The organism is Streptomyces sp. NPDC107575 (assembly GCF_055657265.1).
On sequence record NZ_JBVKBG010000011.1, the window covers coordinates 1 to 26,370 of the forward strand.

Consider the following 26,370-nt stretch of genomic DNA (forward strand, 5'->3'; position numbering starts at 1 on the left):
TTCGTGCCGCTCACGGCCCTCATGCCGGGACTCGTCCCGCGCACCGACAGCGCGAACGCCCTCGCCGTCTACAGCCTCGCCGCGGGCCTCTCCGCCTTCGTGGGCCCTGCCCTGGTCGGCCTACTTGGCGGCGCCGCCCACATGACGGCACTGATCTGGACGTTCGTCGGCCTCTACGTCGCGGCCGCGGCACTCAGCACGACCCTCCGGTCGTCGGCTGACCCCGGCCGACACCATCAGGTGCCCCATCCCGACACGGCAGGAGCGGGCCGAACCTCGCCCGCCGGAGCAACCATGGAATGAGGCTGACTGGGATCACCACTGACCAAGGGCATCGCAGGTGGAGAATCCCGGCGACCGCGACGCTGGCCGTCGGGACCGCACCGAATTCGGGAACGCGGTAGACGCGAGTCTTGTGCAATTACTCAGAACAGTCCTGCCCGGAGCCGTGGGCGGATACGCCGCCGCGTTCGTCGGGCTCTTTCTCATCGCACTCCTTGCTCCCGTTCTGCCCACGGCTTGGTCGCACTAGGCCATCGATCTGGGCACCTTCGGCAACTGGATCCAGGCCCCGCTCAATCCCGACTGGCCGCCAGGCGCAGAGGGATTCGGCTTCGCTCCGGCGGCCGCCTCAGGCAACCTGCACTTGGTCGCAGACGTCGGAAAGACGGCTGGTGTCTGTGTAGCCAAGGGGCGCGGGGGTAGCCGGACGTAAGGGAGTGCCTGCCCGGTCGTCTTGGCACATCCAAGGGGGGCGCGCTGGTCCCGCGGCCGAAAGATCGGGCACGGAAAGGCGAGGTGAAGCGCCCCCCGAGGCGACGACCTCAGGGGCAGCCCCTCAAGCGCACGCTGTCGGCACCCCGCAGGAACGTCCCGCCAGCAGGGCTCTCCCCCGAGCGGCACGCCACCGGCACGGCTGCGGCCTGCTTGAGCAGTGATGTCCCATTCGGCCCCCTCCTGCCGTCGCACGTTCAGCCCGATCTGCTGAGTGCGGGTGAACCTGTATGCGGCCCAGGCTGCACCGTCTGGCCCCCGGAACCCTTGTGGACGCCCGGTAGCTACCAGTCGGCAGCAAGGACGAGCGGCGGCCGCTCTCCCTGATCCGGCGTCGATTCAAGCAGCTCTGGTCATCGCAGCCCGATATCCAAGGGGGCGCGGGCGCGCCCCGACGTACAACGGGTGCTGGATCAGGGCGGCCACGGCCCAGAGGTCCTCCGCAAGTTCATGGCCAAACGTTGAGCACATAAGGGGCTTGCTGACGGAGGCCCTCGGAACGCCCCCCCCCGCCCTCAGCTGGTGGCCCACCCGACGAGACGACGAAGTACCGCCGCCATCGCGGCCCTATCGAGAACACCAGCGAAGCACTCGAACGCGCTGCCTAGCCCGAGGTCGTCAATGAAATCCTGGCGGGCGGCGCGGTGGGCTGCCTCGGTCACCGCACCGCCAGCGTCGCCAAGACACGCATCGAGACGAAGACACAGCGCTGGAAAAACGATTCGATGCCGACAATGAGCGGCGAAGGATCGAGTCTAACGAGCGCATAGCCCACGCAGGAGGCGGGCAGACGCAGCTCGACGCCCCCGAAGGTGCCGCCCCCGACGAGGCGTGAGGCAAAATATACCGGGCGTCGTCAAGCCCCCCCCCTCGCCCCCGAGCGGGCCGAATTCCCACCCAACTGAAGAACGCAGAAGGCGGTCGAAAGGACCCCTCTCAGATCTCCCGGGAAAAGGACAAGCTCTGGGACCAATTCGCTAGTGCAGACACATGTAAACCTCGCGGTAGACGTACGAGCCGGAGACCCAGCCCGTGACGCCGGTGGCCTTGTCGGTTATGTAGTGCCAGTTGCCCTTGGTCTTGTGGACGGTGAACTTGTGTCCCTTGTAGAGCACACCGCGCGCGGTGGAGTTGCTGGTCGCGTGGGCTCGGATGGTCACGGCCTTCGCGTGGATCGTCCATGGTCCACGACGGTCGCAGTCGCCGCCGGGAGACGGAGAGACTGTCGGGTGGGGCGGTGCGGCAATCGCGCTCGTGGCGGAGACGACGGGGGCCGTGAGTGCTCCGAGGATGGCAACGGAGGCGGCGAAGCGGGAAGTGCCCATGCGGAATTGACCTCTGCGTAGAGATGAGAGCTTGCGTGAGTAGCCGCGGGCAGAAGCCATGCGGACTGCGAGCAAGAATCCGGATGAGTCGCGGTTTCTCGTGGCCGGTGATTGCGTGCTAAGTTCCGCGCATTTTGGCTTCGAGCAGCGGGTGTCTGCGTCCCTCAGTCGGAGAATGAGGATCAAAATCACTGACTTGCGGGCGCTGGCCATGTCCTGTCGCCCTGGCTGCGTCCCGGCCCCGGCCACAGCGCCGGGACACATCGTTTCGCCGCGCCACGATCGCTTGTGTCACGAACCCGTACCGGAGTGCTGGGGCTGCCACCCGATCGTCGGCGCTGCGAAACGGTGGGATACATGACGGACGCAGGCAACGCCATCGATGCAGCGACCCACGCCGTTCTGATCGCCGATGCGTCGGACGATCAGGCGGTCCAGTCTCAGGCTCTCTACGACCTGGCGGTCGCCCTGAAGGGGGACGACCGTCTCGACGAGTCAGTGCTTATCTTTCACCTCGCCGCCCGGGCGGCTCAGGCAGCCAACGTGCCCGACCTCGCGGCAGAGGCCGGCGACTCGGGCTCTGAGTTGAGACATTTCATCTCGCAGGGGTGGCGGTACCAGGACAACCTCCCCGCACTCGATGTCGTGCTTCGTGCCCACGATGAGGGTGCGACGAGCTTCGCCCTGGTCGGGTCGAGGATCGAACGGTCACGCGAGCCGGACAGCCGGATCCATCTCGGTTTGCAGCAACACTCCGCGGCAGTGACGCGGGAAAGGAACCACGAACTGCAGCGCCGCGCTGAGGAGGAGCGCGACGGGGTAATCCGCGACCGCATGGAATCTCCGCCCTACGCGGAACTGGCCGTCGGGTTCATCGCCCTCAAGGTTCTCGGGCCGTTCCTTGAGACCTTCGCGACGAAGCTCGGCGAGCGGTTGGGGGAGTCCGTCGGCCGAGCACTCAGCCGCATCAGACTGTTCCGGTTGGCTGGCGAACGCAGGCTCCTGGGCGTGCGGGTACCGGACTCGCAGGTGTTGACGAGAGTGGAACTCCCCGACGACCTCACCGAAGAGGCTCGCCTCGCCCTCATCGACCTCGACCCGACTGCGGAAGAGGTGCGTGGTCGTCTCCTCCACTGGGACGAGACCACGAAGACATGGAAGTAGTGGAGCCTGCCCCGCCACAGCGGCGACGCGACATGTCCGCGGTGATTCGTGCACCCCGCCGGCTCCGGATTGGCTGACGCCGACAACGCAGGATGTCTTGAAGCACGCGCATCGCTCCCCAAGCGACCGGGATACGGCCTTGAAGACGCAGGGCTGGGGGACTGGCTACACGGGACGTGGCTCGGTGAAATAAGTACCAGCAAGGGAGCCGTCATAACCCATGGCCTGAGCACCTGCGTCCAGGCTCGGATGGTCCCGGCCACCAACAACAATCATGGCTTCGTAGTCCGCGCGGGTCAGTTCGCGTTCAACCCATTCGTGGGCGCAGCGGCAGCGGATGCGGATGGCGCTGCGGTCACAGATGACCATCCAGTCGCGGCGGGCTCCGCACTTCGGGCACATCACGGGGATGCCGGTGATGTGGATCTCCTCGGGGTGAGTGGTGGCACGCAGGCGGATGACGCCGTCGCCGAGCTGCATCTCGTGTTGCAGGCGCAGCAGCGGGTCCTCGTGGCCGGCGGTGGTCGACGGCTGGATTCTGGGTACCTGAACGTCTTCCCTGAGCATGGGCTTCGTCCTCCTAGTCCTCTCCTTGACCAGCCGTAACAGGAGCCGCCTACAGGTGTCCAGCCCCTGCCTCACGCCATTAGTGTCGGTGTCCGGGGCGGCGGGGGCCGTCCGCGTCGGGGGCCGGCGTGGAGGTCGGCGTGCGGGCTTGCGAGGAGCGTGACAGTGCGGGTCGCGGGCGCGACTCAGCAGCGTGGCTCATCGCTGGGGCGGCAGGTAGATCGGCGAGGCGGCGTAGCCGCCACACCAGAACGTCGGAGAGGCTGTCCGCCGTCTCCAACTCGCGGCTCTCGATGGCTCCTCGGAGGAGCGCTTCAGCGTCGTGGCCGGCCCGTTCAGCCTGCTCCAGTGTGGCGGACAGCGCGTCCCAGCCGGATGAGTGGCGCACTGCGTCGACGTGCTCTGGCAGGGCAATCTCAAGGGCGCGTACGTAGCGTTCACGTTGGGGTGTGAGAAATCGGCGGCCGTGTTCTCGCATCGTGCTCATGGGCGTAGCGGCGGCGGTGCGGTACGCCGTGCGGAGGTGTTCGGCAGCCTGACGTGCCGCGGCCACCTGCTGGGCATGGCCTCGGGCTGAGTGCCAACGGATCGCGGCGACGGTGGCGAGGACCATCGTGGACAGGAGCATCGCGGTCGTGCCCCCGTCCTCGCCCTTTCCGAGCGCGTTGCCGGCCCGGATGATGCCGCGTGCGGCGGAGCGTAGAGCTCGGTGGTCGGCGTGTTCGGCGCGGATGTGCGAGCGGGTCGCGCGCTCGAAGGCGCGGGCGGCAGCGGCAAGTTCCTTGCGCGTTGAGGTGGGTGCCGTCTGAGTGGCGGCGTCCAGGACAGCGCCGATACCAACGAGTTGGGCCGCGCCGCTCGCGGGACCGTGATCCTCGGCGAGTTGGGTGGTCGCCTGCTCGACGATATGGGTCGCAGCACGGCGAGCGGAGGATGGACGGTCATCGGGCAGCGCTGGCGAAGACAAATTGTCTTCGCCAGCCACGTTCTCCAGGCGTCGTCGGATCTGCGGCAAGGAGAGATCAGGAGCGAGGCGGGAGCCCGGGAACCACACCGGCTCTCCCACGCGATTACGGTCGCCGGGAAGGGCGACCTTGTACCCAAGCGCATCCCCCGAGGGAGCCCGACGGATCTCCAGCCGGAGGCCGACCTCGGTGAGGCGGTGGAAGAACTCGGCTTCGTCGGCGGCGCCGGCCAGCGCTTGGCGCACGTGCTCGCGGAGAGATTCGCGGGCGGGTTCGGGGCGTCCGGTGCGTTCGGCCTTGGCGCGTTCGGCGCTGGTGGGGCGTTGGGCCGCGGTGCGGTCGCCCTCGTTGAGGATCTGCAGCCCCCATTCCTTCTCAATCTTGCGGCACTCGGCTTGGGCGCGGATGCCGTCCTGGTGACGCCGTGGACTGCGGCCGTCTTGTCGTTTGAGAGTGGCGACGATGTGGATGTGGTCGTCGGCATGACGGACAGCGACCCATCGGCAGGCCTTGTCGTCGCCGTATTCGGCAATCCCGGTGGCGTGGACGATGCGGCGGGCCACTTCGGACCACTCGTCGTCGTTGAGGTGGCGGTCGCCCGGTGCCGTACGGACGGGACAGTGCCACACGTGGCGGGCCGGACGACGGTTCTCGCGGACCGCCAGAACCGGCAGGTCCAAGGCGTCGGCGAGCTGCTTCAGCGTGGCGGCCCCGTCTCGACCGGGGTCGGGAGCGAGGGGCGGCAGCCAAGCCGTCACGAGGTGAGGGTCGATGTGTTCGTCCCGGCGGCCAGGTCCGTAGAGGTAGGCAAGGAGGCCGTACGTTCGACCTCCGGTGGAGACGTCGGGGACCAAGGCCGGTCACCGCCGTGCCAGTTCGATCGCGGCGGCCTCTACTCGGGCCGCCGCGCGGAGAACCCGGGCCACAGCGTCGTCGGCGTACTCGGAGTGGCCTCCGGAGTTCAGGACACGGGCTACTTGGTTGAGGTTATTGCCGACTCGGGCGAGCTGGGCGCTGGCCGTCATCAGTTCCTCTACGCGGCCACGCTGGTCCAACAGCCAGGTTTTCGGACCACCTTGGGCCCGAGCGACGGCCACCGCGGCGTCAGCCATGAATCCGGCGGCCTTCAAGCCGACCGTTTCGGCGGCGCGGTGAACTGAGTCGAGTTCGTCGCACGTCAGGCGGACGCTGCGGACTTGGTCGCGGTGCACGCTCTGGCGCAGGCGTGGGCGCGTGCGCACGACGGCACGCTCGATGTCTTCTCCGTCCTGCTGCGATCCGCCCTCGGTCGCAGCCCCCGTGCCCGGCACCCCCTGGTGCCGGGTCTCCCCCGCTCCCCCAGGGGCGGGGGCAAGCCCTTCCGAAACTCCTCCGCGGCCCGTGGCTGCGGAGGAGTTTCGGAAGGTACAGCTTGCTCCGCCTCGTGCCGGGCAGCGTCCTTTCCCCGCGTCAGGGGCAACGGCGGCCGGTTCCTTTGACGTCATCGGGCCGTCCCGGCGGCGTTTCGGCGTACGTCACGCAAGACTTCCGCGACGTAGTCGAGGACGAGGACCGGATGGTGGAGGGTGCGGGGCGTGCTCGTGGCGGTACGCCGCACAGTCCACGCCCCGCCGGGGCCCGGCTGAGCATGATGCAGGTGTCCGTACCTCATGAGGACGGCGATCCACGCGTCGGCTTCGGCTCCGGTGACCGGGGTGGTGCGCACAGGTGTCTCCATTTCGGGGTAGGGGCGGTGGCCGACCGGCGGCGCGGACACCGGTTCGGTCGGCCACCCGCGGATCGGCCGGTCAGTTGGCGCCCTGGTGTTGGGCCTCTGTTCGCAGAAGGCGCATGAGGTGGGTCAGCCGGTCGTTGCCGAGGCCGTGGTTGCTGCGGATGGCGTCGCCGACGACCTGGCGGGTCAGCCGGCCGGCGGCCTTGACCGCAGGACGGGCGATGGCAAGCAGGTCCTCGTCGGTCGGTGCGGTGTCGGACTGGTGCGGGGTGTCCGCGCGCTGGGGGCGGCGGGCGTGTGTGGCGGTCACCGGCAGCATCGGCGGTTGCTGAGGTGTAGCTGGATGCGGTCTGGAGCCCAGGGGTCCGACCCGGTCAGTGGCTCGGTCGTGTTGATCCGGTTCGAGGTCGGCCACGGCGTCGTCCATGCGTCCGGACAGCGTGTCCTCACCGACCGGTTTCATGGTCTCCGTGTCCTGCGTGACCATCGGGCGGCCGGTGTCCGCAGCCAGGTGCCCTGCCGGGAGCGATGCCCCTGGAGACATGGTGTCTCGGCAAGCGGCCATGACCTGACCTGTCCGGACAGGTGAGGTGTCCAGCTCTTCGGATACCTCGGCTTCGGCCTCGGCGACGCGGCGGGCGATGAGGATGTACAGGTGAACCGCACCGGCCAGGGCGAGCGGGGCCAGGGTCGACAGGACGCCGACGGTCACATCGCCCAGGCGGAGACCGGTGCCTGCGGATTGCAGCTGGTTGAGGCGGACGGCGTGCAGCGCGTTGGCCCAGATGCTCGCGGCCGTGGCGGTGCCGAAGAGGAGCCACACGTAGCAGCGGGCGGCGAGCGGGGCTGTGCGCAGGACGAGCAGGGCCCGCACGCCGTAGGCGATGAACCCGTCGATGACGAGCGGGAACACGAATGTCAGGAATCCGCGGATGTGGATGGCCGTGGCCATCTGTTGCAGGGCGTCGTAGGACAGGGCGCATCCCGCGCCGCCGAGGGAGACGATGGCCGCGCGGTCCCACCTCGTGATGCGCGCTTGCAGGGAGACGATGTCACTCACGCGGCCGCTCCGAGGTCGTCCTGACCGTGCGGCAGGCTGGTGACGCTCCCCCACTGCGCCGAGTCATCTGACTCCGTGCGGTTGGCGGCTTGGTTCTCCTCCGCGCCTCGGTTGCGGATCTGGCGGCGTGTGCGCCGGTACAGCTTGTCCGCGTGCTCCTCCGTGATCTTGAGGAGCCAGGCGAGGCGTTCGGGGGTGACGCCGGACTGGTAGGCGGCCCGGACAACGGCGCGGCGTTCGCCCTTGGTGAGGTGCACATCGCGTCCGGCCAGGGTGGCGTTGACGCGCGAGTGGTCGACGCGGTTCTCCAACTTGCTGTGCAGGGGCTCGCGTTCTTCTTCGGTCATGCCGGCCCGTATGCCTTCGCGGTCACCGTTCTCGAGTGCGGCGTCGAGGCAGGTGCGGCGCACGGGGCACTCGGCGCAGTAGGCCTTGGCCTCGTGGATGCGGTCCATCTCGTCGGGCTCGGGGAAGAACAGGTTGAGGTCGACCTGGTGGTGCGGGGTCGAGCGGCAGGCGGCGTGCTCGTGCCAGGACTGGTCGCCGAGGAGCCGGTGCGTGCGGGGCTCGTAGGAGCTCATGGGGGTGTCTCCGTTCGGCCCAGGGCAGGTTTTGGGCATGGTGTGCCCTGGGCTTGGTGCGTGGGGGGGCGAACGGGCTGTGTTCGCGGGGGTGTTCAGCGGGTGGCAGCGGCGTGCAAGCGCTCGGCTGCCAGGGCGCGTCTGCGGTCGGGGCCGTCGAGGATGACCTTGTCGGTCATCTCGGTGAGGCGGGACGCGACGCGGTCGCCGACGTGGGCGCGGAGGTCGGCCATGCCGAGGTTGGTGGTGAGGAGGGTGGGGAGCATCTCGTTGTAGCGGCGGTTGATCAGCCGCATGGTGATCTCCTCGGTCCACTCGCTGTTCTTGGCTGCGCCGAGGTCGTCGACGAACAGCAGCGGGCAGCGGGCCAGATCCATGAACTCGCGTTCGCCGTCCTGGCCGGGCCGCGGGCGCAGTTCCGCGTAGAGGTCGGCTGCGGTGACCGCCTTCCAGCGGAGGCGGACACCGGCGATCAGGAGCGAGCGGATCGCCCCGTACGCCTGGTGGGTCTTGCCCGTACCGGTGGTTCCGGCGATCAGGAGGGAGCGGCCCTGCGCGATGCCGGGGAGTCCGCCGGGGCCCGGGCGTCCGGCGTCGGCGACTTCGCGTACCCATGAGGTGACGGCGGGGTGGTCGGCGAGGGCGCTGCGGTAGCGGGGCGGGATGCGGGAGTCGGCCGCCTGGAGGGCCGGGGTGGGCTCGGGGCGCTCATCGGGTTCGGCGGCCGGGTCGATGCCCTTGGCGGTGAGGATGGTGGCCAGTCGGCGCGCGAGGCCACCGACGGGCTGGGCGTCGTGGTCCCGCATCACAGCTCCTCGGCGTAGGCGGCGGCAGGGTCGGCGGGGTTGGCCCAGGGCCGGTGAGCGGGGACGGTAGGCCTGGATTCCGGCCGGGCAAAGCCTTCGGTCGCGGCGTTCATGGCCTCGTGGACCAGGCTGGGCAGGGTGCTGGGGTGCAGGCCCTTGGCGCGATGGCGGGTGAGGCCTGCGCGGATGTGGTCGGGGTGGATGCCCTCGGTGAGGAGCTTGGCCGTCGCCCGGCCCAGGTGTCCAAGCACGTCACGCGGCGGCCGGTGGGTGCACGCGGCGGTGTACTCGGCGATCAGCTGCTGAGCTGAGGCCCTGGTCGGTGCGGAGGCGCCAGCCTCCCCCGCGGGGGAAGTAGTTCCTAGGTCCAGGTTCCTAGGTCCTAGATCCGGAGTGTGAGGGCTCACGGGTGACTCACTGAGAGCTCCGTGAGGACGCATGGAGGCCTCCGTGGCAGGTGATTGACCTGCGTCGTCACGCGCTGGCACGCAACTTCCGGGCGACTGTGAGCCGTTGTCGAGAACTCCGCGGCTGCTCCCTGCTTCCTCAGCGAGCGCTCCAGGAGGCGTGCCGGTGTCCACCGCATTGCCAGGTGCTGCGTCATGTCGGGGGCACTGCGGGGTGCGTACGCCACTGGGGCGGTTGATCTTCTGGTGCTGCGACCAGGTGACGACGTGCAGATACGCCTTGCCGTCCTTGCCTGTGTACCGGCAGATCAGGTCCTCGGCGGCCAGTTGGATGAGGTCGTCCTCGACGCCCATGGGGCCGTGCCCGGGCCGCAGCGACCAGAGCACGCCCGCGATGACGGCAGGCTGATCGCGGATACGTCCCCGGTCGTCGACCTGGGTCAGCAGGCCGAAGAACGTCCGCTCCGCGCTCAGGGAAACGGCGGCCAGGGACTCGGAGGCGAAGGCCTCCGGCTTGATGGTTCGGATGCGGGCCATGGTCAGCTGCCCCCGCTCGTCGCGGGCCTCAGGTCCGCCGCGCACATCAGCCTGCCGGTCCGCAGATCGAAGTCGCGGTCCTGGCTCCAGTCCGTCTCGGGGAAGGCGCGAATGGTCCAGAGAGCGGCGGTGCGTGCCTGGGAATGGCTCAGTGGGAGGCGGCACCCTCCGACGTCATGAGCGTTCGCATGGGGGCTCGGCCAGGTTCGAGCAGGCCCTCGAAGGGTGACTCGGAGCGTGCGGGCACCGGGGAGCATCTCCGCCAAAGCCCTGGCCAGACGGAGACGCCGAGCGCCGACAGGGCCGATTACTCGGTCGTGCACACCGGTGGTGCGGGTCCTTCCGGGAGGGTGTTCAGGCATGCGAGAATTCCTCACTCGTAGGTGGAGTGGGACGGCCGTTCTCGTCGCAAAGGTCAGCCGGCCCGCTCTGGTTATGAATCCGTGGCCCCTCTGGTGCCGCGGCCTCGGCGTCCGGAAGGTGCGAACTTCTGGGCGCCGGTTTCTTTTCCCCTGGCATGGGGCGCCCGCTCGGGCATCTGGGCAACTCCAGTCGGTCTCCTCACAGTTGTTTCGGCTCCGCCGGGCGAGCGAGCGACCAGCAACATATGCGTGGCGCCCGCGACACTCCAGCGGACAGCCTGCGCTGATCCATTTCGATGTCGGCGCGACACCTTCGCCCCATCGGGCGAGGAGCGCGCCCGACACAAGGTCGCGCCCCGCCGCCGTCCGGATCGAGCCCCCTCGTTCGTTGCGCGGCCCGGTTCGACCTGGGCAGGTCGGTGACGAAGGGTGTAAGTTGAACACCTCGGTTCGCCAAACTGAACCTATCCCGGTTTGGGCGCTGAATCAACACACTGAAGTTTCCGCAATTTAGAGAACCAGCTTCGGGAGAGCCTCCGATGGCCCCTCGCCATTTCGACCGCGACCGGGTGCGCGCGCTGCGCCGCGCCCGGAACATCACCCAGAGCGAGCTGGGCGAAGCGGTCGGTGTCGGCGACTCCACGGTCGCCAGCTGGGAGCTGGGCTCGTCGTCGCCCGACGGAGAGAAGCTCCCCGTCCTGGCGAAGTTCTTCGGTCTCCCGCTGGACGAGCTCTTCCCGCGGGGGGCAGGAGATCTCCCCGACCTCGCCGATCTTCGCTGCGACGCCGGGTACAGCCAGTATCAGTCCAGAGAGCTGATCGGCACGAAGAGCTCCGGGCCGGTAGCCAACGCCGAGCGCGGCAAGCGCCGACTGAGCGAGAAGTTCCAGCAACCGCTGGCGAAGGCCTACGGGGTGACCGTGGACGAGCTGCTCGCGGCGCAGGAGCGTTCCTTCGGCAACGAAGCGCCGGCCCCCACGGATGTCTCGACGGTGCCTCGAACCACGGCCGAGAAGATCACGTACCTCCTCGAGCACTCGTATCCCGGAACCCAGACTCCGCCGTCGGACGCGGAGATCGCCGAGGCCGTCAATGGGCACGCAGGGGCGCAGATCCTGACAGCGGACGAAGCCCGCGCCTTGAGAACCGGCGGCGATGCGGAGCTGTCCCCGATCGTCGCCGAGGGGCTCGCCGAGTTGTTCGGCGTCGCGCCGTTGTACTTCCAGACCGACGACAGGGTCGCACGCCAGGTCGTCGAAGGGCTGCGCCTCCTCGCCGCTGTGCGCACCGGAGCCGTAGGGCGCGTCGCCACTCGCGGCCTCGGCCCTGAGGGCATGTCGGACGAGCTCCTCTCCTTCCTCAACCAGGTCGTGGAGGAGATGGCCGACCGCGAAAAGCCCGGGACCAGCGGCCCCGGGCATTGAGTGCCCCCCCCACGGCAAGCGACTTCGACATTCCGGTTCGGGAAGCCCTCTGGCCTCTCACCCTCTAAGCGTCTCGCCCCGCCAGGCCAGCTCTCGATCGCAGATCGCTGACCCAGCTCATGTCGTGCAGCTCACCAACTCGTGTCTACGCGCTGGCTCCAACCTCTCGGCGCTCGCCCATCGCCACGACGGTCTCGACGGACTTCAACGCGCCCAGGTCGGCGAGCGGATCACCGTCGACCACCAGCAGATCCGCGCTGTAGCCCGGCGAGAGCTGGCCAGTCTCATCTCCAACTCCCAGCGCGTGGGCGGCTTCCGTGGTGGCCATCGCAAGGATGCGCTCGTTCAGCACTCCCAGGTGCGCGTAAAAGGCGAGGCTGGAGGCCAGCCCGTCGAAGCCTGCTCGCTGCACTCCCGCATCAGTGCCCGCGATCATCCGCGCGCCCGCGTTCGCCATCTGCCGAACGGCATCGAACATGGCCTCGGCGCGCTCCTCTCCGAAGAACTTGGGCAGCATCGGCCAGTGCGGGCTGACCGCAGGGCAGACGTAGATGCCTCGCTCGATGATCTGGGCGAACACGTCCTCGCGGACGTCGAAACCGTCAGCCGTCATCCAGGTGCAGTGCTCGATCGTGTCGACGCCTGCTTCGACCGCCGCGGCGATCCCGTCGGTGCCGTGCGCGTGCGCGGCGACGGGGAGGCCGGCGCGGTGCGCCTCGTCGACGAGCGCCTCCAACTCTTCGTGGGAGAACTGGGACTCCCAGCTCTTGGCACCTCCCTTGGTGAGGCCGCCGCCCGTCTCCATCACCTTGATGACCTTGGCACCGACCTCGACGTTGCGCTGCACAAGCCGACGCACTTCCTCGACCCCCGACACCTCACCCCCGAGGAACCAGCAGTGCCCTCCGTGCGGCGTGACGGGGGTGGCCGCCGAGACGATACGCGGACCTGCGGTCTGACCGGCTGCTACGGCTTCAGAGAGGCGCACGGCGAGGCCGTTGCGATCACCGAGGTCGCGGGCCGTGGTGACACCGCTGCGAAGCAGTTGCTCTGCTCGGGCCTGCATGTCGCCGAACAGCGCCTCATCGTCCTGCTCCTGGAGGGTCGCGACCGGGTCCGCGCCCGCATCGAAACAGAGGTGGACGTGGGCATCGATCAGACCGGGCAGGACGGTCCCGGCCGGGTACGCGAGCTGGGACTCGCCGGGCCGGGCATGGCGCTCGACCTCTTCACGCGGACCGACGCACGCAATGACTCCATCGCGGACGAGGACCGCTCCGTCAGCGATGACGTGACGGTCGGCACCGGCCAGGACGCGAGCGGCCGTGATGAGCATGTGGGGCTCTCTTTCGCTTTGTTGGTGGGGGGAGACAGGTTCAGTTGGTGGCGCGCAGCGCGTCGGACAGGGCCAGGAGCTCCTGGATGTCTGCGTCTCGGCTGCGTTGATGCGGTATGGCAGTCAGGGGGCGAGCCGGCTCGGCGTCGGACGAGGTGTTTCGGTGGGCCTGCACGGCATCTCGAACCCGTTGGGCCATGACCGCTGCGTCGCCCTCCCGGATTCCGAGTGCGCCTTCGGTCGCGACCGACAGGTACGGGCTGATCTCGACGAGTCCATCGCGGCATTCGACGATCCGGCGATGTCGGCGGCGGTGCACGCCACGGGCGCGGCGCCGTTCCCGCAGGGACGTCGACTCGAGGCTGAGTACGACATGGGGCGCAGCCTGCGCCATCAGATTCCACAGCGGTTCGAGTCGTTCATGTTCGCGCCGGTGCCGCAGCCACAGGCGACAGAGCGCGAGCCGCATCCGTACACCTGGATACGTGACGCCGAAGACGAACGACAGTGTCGAGATGACGAGCAGCGCGGCGACCGCGGCCAGGGCCGGATCGGGGACCGCGCCGCCACGCCACCTGACCCCGACGATCACGGCTCGGATCGCGCACGCGAACGCCATACCGAACATGCCGGCACCAGCAGCCCACAACCCCGTCGAGTGCGGCGGCGCCGAGGCCCGAGCGTAACGACGCGTCCAGAGCGCGGCGGCGGTCAACGCGTACATCAGGTACAGGCCGGTGCCCGCGTAGAAGAAGGCGACCTGAGGGATGGTCATGTCCGTGGTGGAGAAGCTGCCCGCCAGTGCCTGGTGCGGAGCCGTAGCGGTGGCGACCGTGATGGCGACAGCCACGGCAACGACGAGGACGCCCTCGATGCGGGCTCGGCGCCGGGCACCGTCCTCGTCGTCGGACGCATACAAGTAGAAGCACATCAGGAAGTACACGGTGGCAAGGAGCAGCACGTTCTGCACGAGTTTGGCAGCGCCGTGTCCGGCCACGGCGTCGACTTCAGTCCCTCCCTCCGGCATGGCGAAGGGGTAGGACATCGCGGCGCACGCAAGACACAGAGCCACCGAGCGCAGAGACCGATCCTGCGGGGCCTTGGAGAGCTGGTAGAACTTCCAGCCGACCGCGACGACGAGTCCCGTGAGGAAGGGGACGATCACCTACAACCACCCCTGACGGTCGCCGAGGGCTGCCTGCACCTTGCGCACCGAAGGGTCTTCACTCGCCGCCGTTGCGACGTGGTCGAGTATGGACGCCCACTCCCCCACAATGGTCGCGACGAGTTCGGCCTCCTGCTCCTGACGGGTGTCGTACGAGCAGCGATGGAGCGCTCGTCGGATCGCGTCAGCGCCGAGACCGGGGAGAAGCAGCTCCCACACGTCGGTGCCGGCAGGGCCTGGGTGATCGGCCAGGATGTGCCCGAGTTCGTGAAGGACGATGTGGTCCTGGTGATGCGATGTCGTCTCCTGCTGGAAGACGATGATGTCCGCGGCGGCCGTCTCGAGCCACGCGCCGAGCGGCCCGTCGCTCCGCATGGAGAACGCCTTCAGTTCGATCGGGCGGCCACGCCTGCGCGAGATCGCTGCGCACAGGTCGGGCACGCTCAGCGGCGGCTGCACATCGAGAGTCCGCAGCAGTCGGCGAATGCGCCGCTCCAAGTCCTTGGCTCGGACGCCGCCCTCGTGTCGGGGCTGCCGCAGATCTGGGTGTTCCCGAGCCGTTCGGCTGTCAGAAATCTGCCCCTCGGGCAGATTGCGCGGCGAATCGCTTCTACGCCACCACGTAGACATGGCCAGCAGGCTCCCTTGCTCATGATGCTTTTGCACCAGCAATCCTGCACAGCTACTTCCGCCACCAAGAGTGGCGCTACTGATGCCGCATCCAGCTTTGCAGTGCGACACGCACTCAGGAAAACACGCTCCGCATATGCCAGACGGTCAAGATAATGGACATATACACCCAACCCGCTCGTTCGAAAGGCTGGTGCGACAGACGCGTGAGTGACGCAGCCCATACGGGAAAGCATGCCGTGTCCCCCGAGCTGGGACCTCTGCTCCGCGGCTGGCGCGAGCGGCTCGATTACCGCCGCATTCCCGGCATCGACGCCAGGCGAAGACGATTGAAGAACGGGTTGACTCAGGACGAGGTGGCATCACTCACGGGCGTGGCGAGTTCCTGGTATCGCCAGTTGGAGGGCGGCAGCCCGCGCCCCGTATCCGAGCAATTCGTCCAGCGCCTGGCCATGACACTCAGGCTCGACCATGCGGAGCGGGACGTGCTGTTTCAGCTAACGCTGGGACATACGCCTCCGCCCGCACACGCGGACTCGAGTCAGCAGACGGACGAGCACCTTCAGTCCGTGCTGAATTTGATGCTCCCCCACCCGGCATACGTTTCCAATCTGTGGTGGGACATCCTCGCTCACAACCAACCGCAGGAAGACTGGTTTCCGTGGTTGCCGTACGAGCGCAACCTCATGCGGTTCGCTTTCCTGTACCCGGAAGCCCGGGACCAACTGGTCAACTGGCGTGAGGACTGGGCGATCCCATTCCTCGCGCAGATCCGATACGCCATCGCCACGCACCCAGACACACCAGAGCTCATCAATCTCCGTGACGAGATCCTGGAAGGAAACCCGGAAGCCAGCGAACTGTGGGCCACCCAGCAGGCGCAAGCCCACCCGGACGGCGACGAACGCCGTTTCTCGTTGCCGTACCACGACGGCAAGGAGATCCGAGTTCGCATCATGGCCTTCGCCCCGATGAGCAAGCCTGACCAACGCCTCGTCGTGCTTCTCCGCTTGTAGGCAGCGCCATCGGAGAGCCGACGGTCCAGACGTGACTGCGCAGACGGCCCCTCCCACCGGCCAGACACAGCTCCAGCAGACATCAAACGGTCATCCACGTGCCCGAGACAGGCACGCCGGCGCCACGTGCTTGATGGGCATGCGCGGCGCAGCGCGCGTCGAAACGGGCAGAAACGGTCACCATTGGGAGTATGTATCCGCTGGTCCAGGTGGGATCCGCCCTGTTTGAATCTGACTGTGAGCCCGAACGGGCATGATGGTGGAGACCTCAAGGGAGAGGCACGGAGTGAACGCCGAGGAACGTCGACGGCGGATGGTGGAGCTGGCGCGGAAGACCGGGAGTGTGGAGGTTCTCGCGCTCGCTGATGAGCTCGGCGTGTCCAAGGAGACTGTCCGGCGGGACCTCGGCATGCTCGAACGGAACGGTCTGATGCGTCGGACGCACGGCGGCGCATACCCAGTGGAGAGCGCCGGTTTCGAAACGTCCCTCGACGTCCGGCGCACCCAGCACGTCCCGGAAAAGTCTCGGATCGCGACCGCCGCTGCGGACCTGCTGGACGGTGCCGAGACCGTCTTCGTCGACGAGGGGTTCACTCCTCGTCTCATTGCCGAGGCGCTGCCACACGACGTACCGCTGACCGTCGTCACCGCCTCGCTCGGCGTCGCCTCGGTTCTTGCCGACCGGGAGCACATCTCGGTACTCCTACTTGGAGGCCGGGTGCGCGGCGGCACGATGGCCACCATCGGGCACTTCGCGGTGCAGATGCTCTCCACGTTCGTGATCGACGTCGCGTACGTAGGGGCCAACGGCATCTCGCGGGAGTACGGCCTGACCACTCCGGATCCCGTGGTCGGCGACCTCAAGGCCCATGTCGTACGCGCTGCCCGACGGCGGATCTTCGCCGGGGTGCACACCAAGTTCGGCTCGGTGAGCTTCAGTAAATTCGCCGACGTCACCGATTTCGAGGCGATCGTCACCGACACCGCGCTTCCAGCAGCGGAGGCGGCGCGCTACGCGCACCTCGGACCGCAGGTAATTCGCGCCTGACCGTCGCCACCCCAAGCACATCGTCAAACCACGTGCCCGGGGCGGGACTTGATGTGCCGCAACGAGTCCCCTTGCCCATGCCCCGCACCCTTACAAGGAGTCACCCATGCGCGCCCTCGTCGTCACCGCTCCAGGCCGTACCGACATACGCGAGGTCCCCGATCCGGCCCCCGGACCAGGCGAGATCGTCGTATCCGTCGCCTCGTGCGGCCTCTGCGGCACCGACATGCACATCCTCGCCGGTGAGACACCTATGGCGCACTACCCGTTGATCCCCGGCCACGAGCTGACCGGCACGGTCGTCGCACTCGGCGGAGGTGTCACAGCGCCTCCCATCGGCGCCCGTGTCGCCGTCGACCCCAACATCCCGTGCGGCGCCTGCCACTACTGCCGCATCGGGCGCGGCAACCTGTGCGACGCGTACAGCGCCGTGGGTGTCACCAGAGACGGCGGCTTCGCGGAGCTCGTGGCAGTGCCGGCCGCCTGTGCGTACGTGCTCCCGGAGTCCATGTCCGCCGCGGCCGCAGGTCTCATCGAGCCGTTGTCCTGCGCGGTCCACGGCCTGAACCGACTGCCGCGGCGACCTGCCGAACATCACCTCATCTACGGCGCGGGCACGATGGGGCTGATGATGGCCGCGCTGGTCAAGCACGCGGGAGCGGCCTCCGTGTCCCTCGTCGACCCGAACGAGGAACGCCTCGCTTTTGCCAAGGAGTTCGCCGCGGACGCCGTCGCGACCAGTGCCGACGCGCTCGCCCGGCCGGAGGGTTTCGAGGTCGTCACCGACGCGACCGGCGTCGTCGCCGCCATCGAGGACGGCATCGGGCGGGTCCGCAAGGGCGGCACCTTCCTCCAATTCGGCGTCGCCGACCCGGACCGTACGGCGGCGATCTCTCCATTCCGGATCTACAACTCCGAGATCGACATCATCGGATCGATGGCCGTGCACCACAGCTTCCCGGCCGCCATCGACCTGCTCTCCTCGGGACTCGACCTCGACCCTCTCCTGAGCGACGTCTACGCGCTCGACGACTTCGACGCCGCGGTGGCCGCGTTCCGCGCCGGCACCGGACGCAAGATCCACATCGCGCCCGCCGGGCACTGAACACGGAACGGCAAGGAGGGTTCACATGTCACGCATGCCACGAACCGTGCAGAACGCGCTGATCTGGGTCTTCGGCGCCCTCGGCGGCATCCTGTGGGGATACGACACCGGGGTCATCTCTGGGGCGCTCCTGTTCATCCGCAAGGACATCGAGCTGAGCTCGCTGATGGAAGGCGTCCTCGTCAGTTCCCTGCTCGTCGGCGCGATGCTCGGCGCGGGCATCAGCGGCCGGCTCAGCGATGGCTGGGGACGCCGCCGCTCCATCCTCGCGGCGTCCGCCGTCTTCATCATCGGCACCCTCGGCTGTGCCCTCTCGCCCGGCGTGTGGACGCTGGTCGCCTTCCGCCTGGTGATGGGTGTCGGCGTCGGCATCGCATCTGTCGTCGTACCGCTCTATCTCACCGAGCTGGCGCCCAAGCACGTGCGCGGCGGGCTTACCTCGCTGATGCAGCTCCTCGTCACCGTCGGCATCTTCCTCGCCTATGTCACCGACTACCTGTTGCACGACAGCGGCGCCTGGCGCTGGATGATCGGTATCGGCGTCGTGCCCGCCGTGATCCTCGCGTTCGGCATCCTGCTTCAGCCGGAGAGCCCGCGCTGGCTGGTCGGCAAGGACCGGCGGGAGGAGGCGCACCAGGTCCTCGACCGGTTGCGCGGCAACGAGAGCGCCGCCCGTGAGGAACTCGACGAGATCGAGCACACCGTACGCAACGAGCGCTCCGAGACGGATTCCCTGCGTGTGGCCGATCTGCTCTCCCCGCAATTGCGCCGCACGTTCGCTGTCGGCATGCTCCTGGTCTTCTTCCAGAACTTCGTCGGCATCAACACGATCATCTACTACGCCCCGACCCTGCTGACCGACATCGGTTTCGGCGACGGCGGTGCTGTGATCGCGACGATGGGTGTCGGCGCCCTGAACATGCTGGTGACACTGCCCGCGATCAAACTTATCGACCGCACCGGACGCAGGCCGCTGCTGCGGTGGGGAGCCGTCGGCATGTGTGCGGCCATGGCTCTGCTCGCGGCAACCAACTTGTCGGGTCTCGGCTACGGGGTACTGCTCACCACCCTCACGCTGCTTGGTCTTGCCCTCTACATCGCCTCGTTCGCGATCTCCTGGGGCCCGGTGCAGTGGGTGATGCTGCCCGAGTTGTTCCCCCTGCGCATTCGGGCAGGCGCGGTGAGCCTGTGCGTGACGTTCAACTGGCTGTTCAACATGGCCGTGGCGCTGGCCTTCCCGTCCTTGCTGAAGGCGGTTGGCGCCGGCCTCAACTTCCTCTTCTTCACGCTGATGACCTTCCTCGCGTACGTCTTCGTACGGCGCATGCTTCCCGAGACCAAGGGCCGCAGCCTCGAAGAGATCGAACAAGACCTGCTGGGGAACACGAGTCGCCGCCAGCCGACTGCGGTGGGGGCCGAACAGTGACAGGTTCCCGCCACGAACACACCAGGAGCAGCACGCCCATGCGGCAGAGCCCGACAGACCGGACGCGCATCGCCGTCATCGGCGAGTCCCTCATCGATCTCGTCGGACAAGCAGGCGGCCGTACGTACACCGCGCATCCCGGCGGCTCCCCGATGAACGTGGCCTACGGTCTCGGCCGGCTGGACCGGCCGGTCACGCTGATCACACGGATCGGCGAGGACCCCTTCGGTCACCTCCTGACCGGCCATCTCGCGGCAGCGGGCGTGGAACTGGGAATCCTCCCGGAGGCCGGCTTTCCGACCTCGATGGCCTTGGTCGCGCTCGATGAACAGGGCGCCGCCACCTACGACTTCCGTCTGGAGTGGTCCCTGCCCGCCTCGGTCGACCTGCCCCGCGACGCGGTCGCGGTCCACACGGGGTCCATCGCCGCCGCCCTGGAACCAGGCGCCGACGCGGTGGATGCCCTACTGCGCGGCATACGGGAGCACGGCACGGCAACCGTGACCTACGACCCCAACTGCCGCCCCGCGCTGATGGGCTCGCATACTCAGGCTCTGGCGCGCGTCGAGCGGCTCGTGGCCCTCTCCGACGTGGTCAAGGTCAGCGACGAGGACCTCACCTGGCTGTACGGGAACCGGAAGGCCGAGGAAATCGCGCACGACTGGCTCGACCGCGGTCCGGCGCTCATCGTCATCACACGCGGCAGCCAGGGAGCGTACGCCGCCGGGCCCGCCGCCAGCGTGTCCCGCCCCGCCCGCGAAGTCGACGTGGTCGACACCGTGGGCGCCGGAGACGCGTTCATGTCCGGCCTCCTCGACTCACTCGCCCGCGACAACCTGCTCGGCACCGCACGCCGCCCTGCACTGGCCTCGCTTTCCGAGCCGACACTGACCCGCCTCGTCGACCGAGCAGCACGCTCAGCCGCGCTGGCCGTGGGCCGGGCCGGGGCCCAGCCGCCGACATTGATGGAGTTGGACGAGTAGCCCGGTCGCCGCGTCACCTTGGCGAGTCCGGCACCACACGGGTCGGGTACCCGGCGACAGTGGATGGAGGCGGTAGCAAGCGGCTCCGCCCACCGGTTCCCTCAAGGAGGGAGAGGTTGTCCCTCCCACCACCTCCCGTTGCTGCCTCAGACTCAAGGCTGCGTGCACCCGGCGTCCCCCGACACCTCTCCCAGTGCACGTCTGGGGCGCACCAGACGCCATGTCTCCTCGTCGCGCCCAATCGGTCGGCCAGGACCACCGCGGCGCCCTCAGCAGCGAAGCCGCGGGCGGTGGCCAGGCCCATTCCGGCTCCGGAGCCGGTCACCAGCGCCACCTTGCCCGTGAACGTCTCACTCATCGAAATACTCGTTCGCCAGAGGCTTGTCGTTTGTGCGGTGTCGGCAGATGGCGTTGCCCGGTCGGCTGCCGCTCACGCGCCGGCGTGGCGGCGCGTCCCCACCCGGGTGGTGGCCAGGGCTGCGACCAGGGCGATGGCGGCGACCAGGACCAGGCTGATGACCAAGCCGTGCTGGAAGCCGGCCGTGCCGGAGACCAGGGCGCCGAAGACGGCGACGGCCAGAGCGCCGCCGATCTGGCGGCTGGTGTTGAACACGCCGCTGGCGGTGCCGGTCTGCTCGGCCGGAACGTGCTCCAGGAGCAGGGCGGTGGTCGGGGGCATGACCAGCGGTCCTGCCATGCCGATCGGGATCAGCAGCAGCGCGGTCGCCCACGCCGGTGCCGAGGCGGGCACCAGCGCCAGTGCGAGGGATCCGGCCGCCATCAGCACCAGACCGGCGATGATGGGCACCTTCGGGCCGGTGCGTTCGGCGATCCGGGCGGAGAACGGCGTCAGGAAGGCGCTGAGCAGCATCATCGGCAGGAACGCGACGCCGGCGCCGAGCGCGGACAGGCCGTGCTTCTGCTGGAAGTCGAGGGAGAACACGAACGGCAGTCCGTAGAAGCCGACCATGAACGCGAAGCCGATGCCGGTTGCGACGACCACCGTCCGGGAGCGGAACAGAGTGAGCGGCACCATCGGGTGCGCCACCTTGGCCTGCGCAATGACGAACGCGGCCAGTGCGAGGACCGCGACGGCGAGCGAGATCAGCACCTGGGGTGCGGTCAGGCCCGCCTCGCCCGCCTCGATCGCCCCGAAGGTCAGGCCGCCCATGGCGAGGATCGCGGTGATCTGCCCGATCCAGTCGAACGGGGCCGGCCGGGTCGGCGAGTGCGGGGTCCGGGACAGCAGGACGAGGGTGAGGAGGCCGACGGGCAGGTTGATCCAGAAGATCATCCGCCAGGAGACCAGGCTCAGCACGCCGCCGAGCACCGGGCCCGCAGCGGCGGCCACGGCGCCGCCCATCGCCCACACACCCACCGCGCGCCCGCGGCGGGCCGGGTCCGGGAACGCCTGACGTACCAGCGCCATCGACGTCGGCATGGCCACGGCCGCACCGATGCCCTGCACCACCCGGGCGACGATCAGGACAGGCAGCGTGGGGGCGATCCCACACGCCACGGAGGCGACGATGAACAGGCCAAGACCGGCACCGAACGCGCGGCGCGCCCCGATCCGGTCGGAGAGCGATCCAGCGGACAGCAGCAGCGCGGCGAACATCAGCGTGTAGGCGTCGACCACCCACTCCAGGCTGGTGATGCCGCCGCCCAGCGCGTCATGGATCGAGGGCAGAGCGACGTTCACGATCGTCGCGTCCAGGGTGATCATGAAGAAGCCGAGGACGGCAGCGGCCAGCGTCGCCGTGGCGTGCCGGTCCGTTCCGGGCGCGCCCGCCTGCGACGACCTGCGCAGCGAAGCAGTGAGAGGCATGACGGTCAGAGGTCCTTCCGAGAAACGAGGAAAGGTGCCGGCCCGACAGGGCCGGTCACCCATCCACAGAACTACTCAACCCCTCTGACCTGGGAGTCCTTCTCTGGAGGGGTCCTGCCAGTACCCCTCCCGACCACCCCGTGTCCTACGCTGAGGCCGTGCCAGCCGACACCGTTCGCGAAGACATCCGCCACTTCCTCACCAGCCGCCGGGCCCGCCTCACCCCCCAGCAGGCCGGCCTGCCCGACTTCGGCGGACGACGCCAGGTCAGCGGGCTGCGCCGCTCCGAGGTCGCCCAGCTCGCCGCGATCAGCGTCGAGTACTACACCCGCCTGGAACGCGGCAACGTCGGCAGCGTCTCCGAGGAAATCCTCGACAGCCTCGCCCGGGCCCTCCAGCTCGACGACGTCGAACGCGCCCACCTAGCCGCCCTCATCCGCGCCGCCAACGCCCCGCACCGCGCCCCCGACCGCGACGGCGGCGTCTCACACGTGCGCAACAGCCTCCAGCAGATCCTCGACGCCATGACCGGCGCCGCCGGGTTCGTCCGCAACGCCCACCTCGACGTCCTCGCCACCAACCAGCTCGCCCGCGCACTGTACGAAGAGGCACTCGACACCGAGGACCAGCCACCGAACCTGGCCCGCTTCGTCTTCCTCGACCCACGGGCCCGCCGCTTCTACCGCGACTGGGACGGCATCGCCCACAACGCCGTCGGCAGCCTGCGCACCGAAGCCGCCCGCACACCGGGCAACACCGACCTCGCCGACCCCATCGACGAACTCACCACCCACAGCACCGAGTTCGCCATGCGCTGGGACGCCCACGACGTCGAGTACTACCGCAGCGGACAACAGCGCTTCTACCACCCCGCCATCGGCAACCTCGACCTCGACTACGACGCGCTCGAAATCCCCGCCGACCCCGGCCTGACCATCGTCACCTACACCCTCCCCGCCACGTCTGCGGACGCTCTGGGGCGCCTGCAAGCACACGCTGCAGCAACTACGCCAACCGCTCCCGGCAACGAACAGCCTCTCTAAACCGCAGTTCCACGCCGACCTCCTCGCATCGTGTGTCTCCATATCAGGGCGGCTCAGAAGAGGCTCAGCAAGAGCACGAACCCGAGACCGAGGACGGAGATGAGGGATTCCATGAGCGTCCAGGTCTTGAACGTCTGAGACACCGTGAGGCCCAAGTACTGCTTGACGAGCCAGAACCCGACATCGTTGACGTGCGACAGGATGATCGACCCCCCGCCGATGGCAAGCACGAGCAGTGACGCATGGACCGGGTCGAGGTGCGCGGCGAGAGGGGAGACGATCCCCGCTGCGGTGATGGTGGCGACTGTCGCCGAGCCCGTCGCGATTCGTACGGCGGCAGCGATGAGCCACCCCAGGACGAGCACGTTGAGGTCCGCCCCCTCCGCGAGCCGGGCCACCATGGATCCGACACCCGAGTCGACCAATGTCTGCTTGTAGCCGCCTCCTGCGGCAATGATCAGGAGGGTGCCCGCCATAGGAGGCAAGGAAGACTCCACTGATGCGGCGAGCGATTCTCTACTGAAGCCGAGCCACGCTCCCAGAGTGAACAAGGCGACGACAGTGCCGATGGAGAGCGCGACGAGAGGCGTGCCGACGAGGTCGAACGCCGTGCGCACAGGGGCGCCGACAGGCAGTGTCATCTCAACGCCGGCCCGTCCGAGCATCAGAAATGCAGGCAGGAGAACCGTCAGCACAGTCACGGAGAAGGAGGGGACCCGAGCGGGGTTGGCGAGCTCGGTCTCCCCACCGGCGCTCCCGGAGCCTTCGAACTGCTCGTACAGCGCGTCGGGGAGGGTGGCCGGACCGTGGTGTGCGACCAGTCGCCCCAGGACCGGTCCGGCGAGTATGACCGCGGGAACAGCAACTATCAGGCCAAGGCCCAGGGTGAGCCCCAGATCGGCGTGCAGCGAGGCGATGGCCACTACGGGGCCCGGGTGTGGCGGGACGAATCCGTGCAGGGCCGACAACCCTGCAAGTGCGGGAATGGCGACGAGCAGGATCGGCAGTCTGGTACGCCGTGCGATCAACAGGACGATCGGTATGAGCAGGACAAGGCCGATCTCGAAGAACATCGGGAGCCCGATGAGCGCCGCCGCCCCGGCCATTGCCCAGGGCAGCATGCCTGTGCTGACCTTGCTGGTGATCTTCTCGACGACGCGGCGTGCGCCTCCCGAGTCGACCAAGAGCTTTCCTACGATCGCGCCGAGGGCGACCAGGGGCCCGACACTGCCAAATGTTTCTCCCACGCCTTTTTGGAAGCTGGTGACAGCTTCAACCGGATCAAATCCCGCGATGGTAACGAGCCCTGCGGTTCCCGACAGCAAGGCCAGGAACGGGTTGATTTTCAATACCATGACCAACAGCACGACGATCGCGACTGAAGCGACCGCCGCAGTGATCAGACGAGCATCTGAGGCGACGGCAGGTTGCGCCTGCGCCAAGAGAGAGCGGAACAGCACGAATCCTCCGGCAAGCAGAATGGCCTGAGCGGCCGAGGTAATTGGATGGGGGTTGCACGGGGCGACGTCATGGCCGCCGGCCGTGAAGAGTTCGCCGACACCGTGGTGCTGGATCCCGGGAGTTGCCGTGCTTCCCGACGATGTGCAGCTTCGGACCTGAGCAGGTAGGAACTGGTGCGTCGGCCGGAACATGCCAGGAACTGGGCGCGAGTTGGAACGGAAACCCTGCGCGTCAGGTATCGCGGCCCCGTCAGGCGTCCGTGGGGGTGAGCAGGTCGCGGTTGCGGGTCTCCTTGGCGCCTACCGTAGCTACGAAGCTGATCAGGCCGACGATGCCCATGTAGACGGCCACCGGCCACCAGGACTCGGACGCCCAGGCGAACAGCGCCGAGGAGATCAGCGGGCCGATGCCGCCGCCGAGCAGGGAAGAGCCCTCCCGGGCGAGAGCCACACCGCTGTAGCGGTAGCGACTGCCGTACATCTCTGGGTAGTAGGCACCTTGTACCGCCGGGCTCCCGACCACGGCGAACACGAAGCCGAGAATGATCGTGCCGTAGATCAGCAGCGAGTCAGCGGTGGACATCAGCATGAACGCTGGGAACGGGTACACGACCATGACGCCGGTGCACACAAGGTAAACGACTTTCCGGCCGAACCGGTCGGACAGCCAGCCCGCCACCGCTGCTGCGACGATCGCGGCCACCGCGCCGGCGAACATCACCGGCGGAACGAAGCCAGCGGGCAGGCCGACTGAAGTGATCAGGAAACTGCCGAAGAAGACTTGAATGATATAGGAATGGGCGTGCGGGCCGACGGTCATTAGCAGCATCCGGGCCAGCGTCGACCGGCCGTCGGTGACCGCGGCCTTGATGGGCGCCCCCGCAACGACCGCCTCTTCCTTGGCCTGTTGGAACACCTCGGGGTCGCGCAGCCGCCTGCGGATCACAGCGGCGACGACTGTCACGGCGACGCTGCTGAAGAACACCACCCGCCAACCCCAGGAGTACAGGGCCGCGTCGGGCAGTAGCTGCGCGAGCCACCAGGCGACCGCGCCCAGCGCGACCCCCGTCGCGGCACCGACCTGCACCAAAGAGGCGAACAGACCACGCCGCCCTGGCGGTGCGACCTCGGTGAGCATGACCATTCCCCCCGCCTGCTCGGCCCCGGCGCCGAAGCCCTGCAGCATTCGACAGAGCACCAGCAGTACCGGGGCGAGCAGGCCCGCCTGCGCATAGGTGGGGAGTAGACCGATTGCGAAGGTCGATACGCCCATCAGCGTCAGCGTGGTGACCAGCACCCACTTGCGTCCGAGTCGGTCGCCGAAGTGCGAGAAGAACAGGCCGCCGATCGGGCGTGCCAGGAAGCCGACCGCGTAGGCGCTGAAGCTCGCGATCAGACCGACCGTGGGGGACACATTGGGGAAGAACAGCTCCCGGAAAATGATCGCCGAGGCCGTGGCGTACAGGATGAAGTCGTACTGCTCGAGTGCTGTGCCTATCGCAGCGCCCCAGGCGGCGCGACGGGCGTTGCTCCGGGGCGGCGTGGGTTTGGCGGCACGGTTCGGCCGGGTCGTTTCGGCGGCGTGTTCGGTCATGCGCTCCTCGCATCCTTGCGGGGTGGACCAAGGCGCCCGGGATCTCAGCG

General features: G+C 68.2%; 23 protein-coding genes and 1 pseudogene. 9 read left to right on the top strand and 15 right to left on the bottom strand.

The genetic code is table 11. The features are described 5' to 3' along the window. Positions 1–303 (top strand): annotated as a pseudogene (locus tag ACZ7L4_RS38940) (hypothetical protein); the annotation flags it as partial. Positions 304–1,751: 1,448 nt separating this feature from the next. Here the strand turns inward: ACZ7L4_RS38940 and ACZ7L4_RS38945 are convergent. After that, complete coding sequence (locus ACZ7L4_RS38945; RefSeq protein WP_472109798.1) at positions 1,752–1,934, bottom strand: SH3 domain-containing protein; 183 nt, start codon at positions 1,932–1,934, stop codon at positions 1,752–1,754. A gap of 522 nt (positions 1,935–2,456) precedes the next feature. Here ACZ7L4_RS38945 and ACZ7L4_RS38950 point away from each other — a divergent pair. Then, positions 2,457–3,263: a hypothetical protein gene (locus ACZ7L4_RS38950; RefSeq protein ID WP_472109799.1), complete on the top strand. Its 807-nt coding sequence runs from the start codon at positions 2,457–2,459 to the stop codon at positions 3,261–3,263. A 165-nt stretch (positions 3,264–3,428) separates the two neighbouring features. Here the strand turns inward: ACZ7L4_RS38950 and ACZ7L4_RS38955 are convergent, their stop codons facing one another. The 7 genes from ACZ7L4_RS38955 to ACZ7L4_RS38985 all read right to left on the bottom strand — a co-directional run bounded on the left by ACZ7L4_RS38955 (position 3,429) and on the right by ACZ7L4_RS38985 (position 9,900). After that, positions 3,429–3,830: a hypothetical protein gene (locus tag ACZ7L4_RS38955; RefSeq protein WP_472109800.1), complete on the bottom strand. Its 402-nt coding sequence runs from the start codon at positions 3,828–3,830 to the stop codon at positions 3,429–3,431. Between the two features lie 79 nt (positions 3,831–3,909). Then, positions 3,910–5,649 carry a relaxase/mobilization nuclease domain-containing protein gene (locus ACZ7L4_RS38960; protein WP_472109801.1) on the bottom strand — a complete coding sequence of 580 codons (1,740 nt, stop codon included), beginning with the start codon at positions 5,647–5,649 and terminating at the stop codon, positions 3,910–3,912. A gap of 6 nt (positions 5,650–5,655) precedes the next feature. Then, positions 5,656–6,036, bottom strand: coding sequence for a plasmid mobilization relaxosome protein MobC (gene mobC, locus ACZ7L4_RS38965; RefSeq protein ID WP_472109802.1), 381 nt, complete (start codon positions 6,034–6,036; stop codon positions 5,656–5,658). A gap of 546 nt (positions 6,037–6,582) precedes the next feature. Further along, a complete protein-coding gene (locus ACZ7L4_RS38970) occupies positions 6,583–7,569 on the bottom strand; it encodes a DUF2637 domain-containing protein (RefSeq protein ID WP_472109803.1) in 987 nt (328 codons plus the stop codon). After that, the gene (locus ACZ7L4_RS38975; protein WP_472109804.1) at positions 7,566–8,150 is read right to left on the bottom strand and encodes a WhiB family transcriptional regulator; all 585 of its coding nucleotides are present in this window, start codon (positions 8,148–8,150) and stop codon (positions 7,566–7,568) included. Before ACZ7L4_RS38975 ends, ACZ7L4_RS38970 begins: the two co-directional genes overlap by 4 nt. Before the next feature lie 95 nt (positions 8,151–8,245). Continuing rightward, a complete protein-coding gene (locus ACZ7L4_RS38980) occupies positions 8,246–8,956 on the bottom strand; it encodes an ATP-binding protein (protein ID WP_472109805.1) in 711 nt (236 codons plus the stop codon). Then, positions 8,956–9,900: a hypothetical protein gene (locus ACZ7L4_RS38985; protein WP_472109806.1), complete on the bottom strand. Its 945-nt coding sequence runs from the start codon at positions 9,898–9,900 to the stop codon at positions 8,956–8,958. Before ACZ7L4_RS38985 ends, ACZ7L4_RS38980 begins: the two co-directional genes overlap by 1 nt. 901 nt (positions 9,901–10,801) lie before the next feature. On the opposite strand from ACZ7L4_RS38985, the gene ACZ7L4_RS38990 reads away from it, so the two are divergent. Further along, positions 10,802–11,686, top strand: a complete 885-nt coding sequence (locus ACZ7L4_RS38990) for a helix-turn-helix transcriptional regulator (protein WP_472109807.1) — start codon at positions 10,802–10,804, stop codon at positions 11,684–11,686. A gap of 145 nt (positions 11,687–11,831) precedes the next feature. Here ACZ7L4_RS38990 and ACZ7L4_RS38995 read toward each other — a convergent pair whose 3' ends face one another. From ACZ7L4_RS38995 to ACZ7L4_RS39005, 3 genes are read right to left on the bottom strand one after another with little or no spacing between them, the layout of a single operon-like run. Beyond that, complete coding sequence (locus tag ACZ7L4_RS38995) at positions 11,832–13,022, bottom strand: amidohydrolase family protein (RefSeq protein ID WP_472109808.1); 1,191 nt, start codon at positions 13,020–13,022, stop codon at positions 11,832–11,834. Between the two features lie 40 nt (positions 13,023–13,062). After that, entirely contained in the window at positions 13,063–14,187 is a 1,125-nt protein-coding gene (locus tag ACZ7L4_RS39000) for an MAB_1171c family putative transporter (RefSeq protein WP_472109809.1), read from the bottom strand. Beyond that, complete coding sequence (locus ACZ7L4_RS39005) at positions 14,188–14,853, bottom strand: hypothetical protein (protein ID WP_472109810.1); 666 nt, start codon at positions 14,851–14,853, stop codon at positions 14,188–14,190. 203 nt (positions 14,854–15,056) lie between these two features. On the opposite strand from ACZ7L4_RS39005, the gene ACZ7L4_RS39010 reads away from it, so the two are divergent. From ACZ7L4_RS39010 to ACZ7L4_RS39030, 5 genes are all read left to right on the top strand, one after another. Then, positions 15,057–15,833 carry a helix-turn-helix transcriptional regulator gene (locus ACZ7L4_RS39010; protein WP_472109811.1) on the top strand — a complete coding sequence of 259 codons (777 nt, stop codon included), beginning with the start codon at positions 15,057–15,059 and terminating at the stop codon, positions 15,831–15,833. A 286-nt stretch (positions 15,834–16,119) separates the two neighbouring features. Beyond that, entirely contained in the window at positions 16,120–16,881 is a 762-nt protein-coding gene (locus ACZ7L4_RS39015; RefSeq protein WP_472109812.1) for a DeoR/GlpR family DNA-binding transcription regulator, read from the top strand. A 106-nt stretch (positions 16,882–16,987) separates the two neighbouring features. Then, a complete protein-coding gene (locus ACZ7L4_RS39020; protein WP_472109813.1) occupies positions 16,988–17,986 on the top strand; it encodes a zinc-dependent alcohol dehydrogenase family protein in 999 nt (332 codons plus the stop codon). Between the two features lie 25 nt (positions 17,987–18,011). Further along, positions 18,012–19,412: a sugar porter family MFS transporter gene (locus ACZ7L4_RS39025; protein ID WP_472109814.1), complete on the top strand. Its 1,401-nt coding sequence runs from the start codon at positions 18,012–18,014 to the stop codon at positions 19,410–19,412. A 38-nt stretch (positions 19,413–19,450) separates the two neighbouring features. Next, complete coding sequence (locus ACZ7L4_RS39030; protein WP_472109815.1) at positions 19,451–20,395, top strand: carbohydrate kinase family protein; 945 nt, start codon at positions 19,451–19,453, stop codon at positions 20,393–20,395. 13 nt (positions 20,396–20,408) lie between these two features. On the opposite strand, the gene ACZ7L4_RS39035 is transcribed toward ACZ7L4_RS39030, so the two are convergent. Then, a complete protein-coding gene (locus ACZ7L4_RS39035; RefSeq protein WP_472109816.1) occupies positions 20,409–20,753 on the bottom strand; it encodes an SDR family NAD(P)-dependent oxidoreductase in 345 nt (114 codons plus the stop codon). A 72-nt stretch (positions 20,754–20,825) separates the two neighbouring features. Continuing rightward, positions 20,826–22,223 (bottom strand): MFS transporter, encoded by a 1,398-nt coding sequence (locus tag ACZ7L4_RS39040; protein ID WP_472109817.1) that lies wholly within the window; start codon positions 22,221–22,223, stop codon positions 20,826–20,828. Positions 22,224–22,381: 158 nt separating this feature from the next. On the opposite strand from ACZ7L4_RS39040, the gene ACZ7L4_RS39045 reads away from it, so the two are divergent. Next, positions 22,382–23,266: a helix-turn-helix transcriptional regulator gene (locus ACZ7L4_RS39045; protein ID WP_472109818.1), complete on the top strand. Its 885-nt coding sequence runs from the start codon at positions 22,382–22,384 to the stop codon at positions 23,264–23,266. Positions 23,267–23,319: 53 nt separating this feature from the next. Here ACZ7L4_RS39045 and ACZ7L4_RS39050 read toward each other — a convergent pair whose 3' ends face one another. Both ACZ7L4_RS39050 and ACZ7L4_RS39055 read right to left on the bottom strand, forming a co-directional pair. After that, complete coding sequence (locus ACZ7L4_RS39050; RefSeq protein WP_472110019.1) at positions 23,320–24,723, bottom strand: GntT/GntP/DsdX family permease; 1,404 nt, start codon at positions 24,721–24,723, stop codon at positions 23,320–23,322. Between the two features lie 253 nt (positions 24,724–24,976). Beyond that, a complete protein-coding gene (locus ACZ7L4_RS39055) occupies positions 24,977–26,320 on the bottom strand; it encodes an MFS transporter (RefSeq protein WP_472109819.1) in 1,344 nt (447 codons plus the stop codon). Between the last annotated feature and the right edge of the window lie 50 nt (positions 26,321–26,370).

Bases quoted from the DNA above. Each gene is read 5' to 3' on its own strand.
- ACZ7L4_RS38950 (WP_472109799.1), top strand. From the start codon at position 2,457: ATGACGGACGCAGGCAACGCCATCGATGCAGCGACCCACGCCGTTCTG.
- ACZ7L4_RS38955 (WP_472109800.1), bottom strand. From the start codon at position 3,830: ATGCTCAGGGAAGACGTTCAGGTACCCAGAATCCAGCCGTCGACCACC.
- ACZ7L4_RS38975 (WP_472109804.1), bottom strand. From the start codon at position 8,150: ATGAGCTCCTACGAGCCCCGCACGCACCGGCTCCTCGGCGACCAGTCC.
- ACZ7L4_RS38980 (WP_472109805.1), bottom strand. From the start codon at position 8,956: ATGCGGGACCACGACGCCCAGCCCGTCGGTGGCCTCGCGCGCCGACTG.
- ACZ7L4_RS38985 (WP_472109806.1), bottom strand. From the start codon at position 9,900: ATGGCCCGCATCCGAACCATCAAGCCGGAGGCCTTCGCCTCCGAGTCC.
- ACZ7L4_RS38990 (WP_472109807.1), top strand. From the start codon at position 10,802: ATGGCCCCTCGCCATTTCGACCGCGACCGGGTGCGCGCGCTGCGCCGC.
- ACZ7L4_RS38995 (WP_472109808.1), bottom strand. From the start codon at position 13,022: ATGCTCATCACGGCCGCTCGCGTCCTGGCCGGTGCCGACCGTCACGTC.
- ACZ7L4_RS39020 (WP_472109813.1), top strand. From the start codon at position 16,988: ATGCGCGCCCTCGTCGTCACCGCTCCAGGCCGTACCGACATACGCGAG.
- ACZ7L4_RS39025 (WP_472109814.1), top strand. From the start codon at position 18,012: ATGTCACGCATGCCACGAACCGTGCAGAACGCGCTGATCTGGGTCTTC.
- ACZ7L4_RS39030 (WP_472109815.1), top strand. From the start codon at position 19,451: ATGCGGCAGAGCCCGACAGACCGGACGCGCATCGCCGTCATCGGCGAG.
- ACZ7L4_RS39035 (WP_472109816.1), bottom strand. From the start codon at position 20,753: ATGAGTGAGACGTTCACGGGCAAGGTGGCGCTGGTGACCGGCTCCGGA.
- ACZ7L4_RS39040 (WP_472109817.1), bottom strand. From the start codon at position 22,223: ATGCCTCTCACTGCTTCGCTGCGCAGGTCGTCGCAGGCGGGCGCGCCC.
- ACZ7L4_RS39055 (WP_472109819.1), bottom strand. From the start codon at position 26,320: ATGACCGAACACGCCGCCGAAACGACCCGGCCGAACCGTGCCGCCAAA.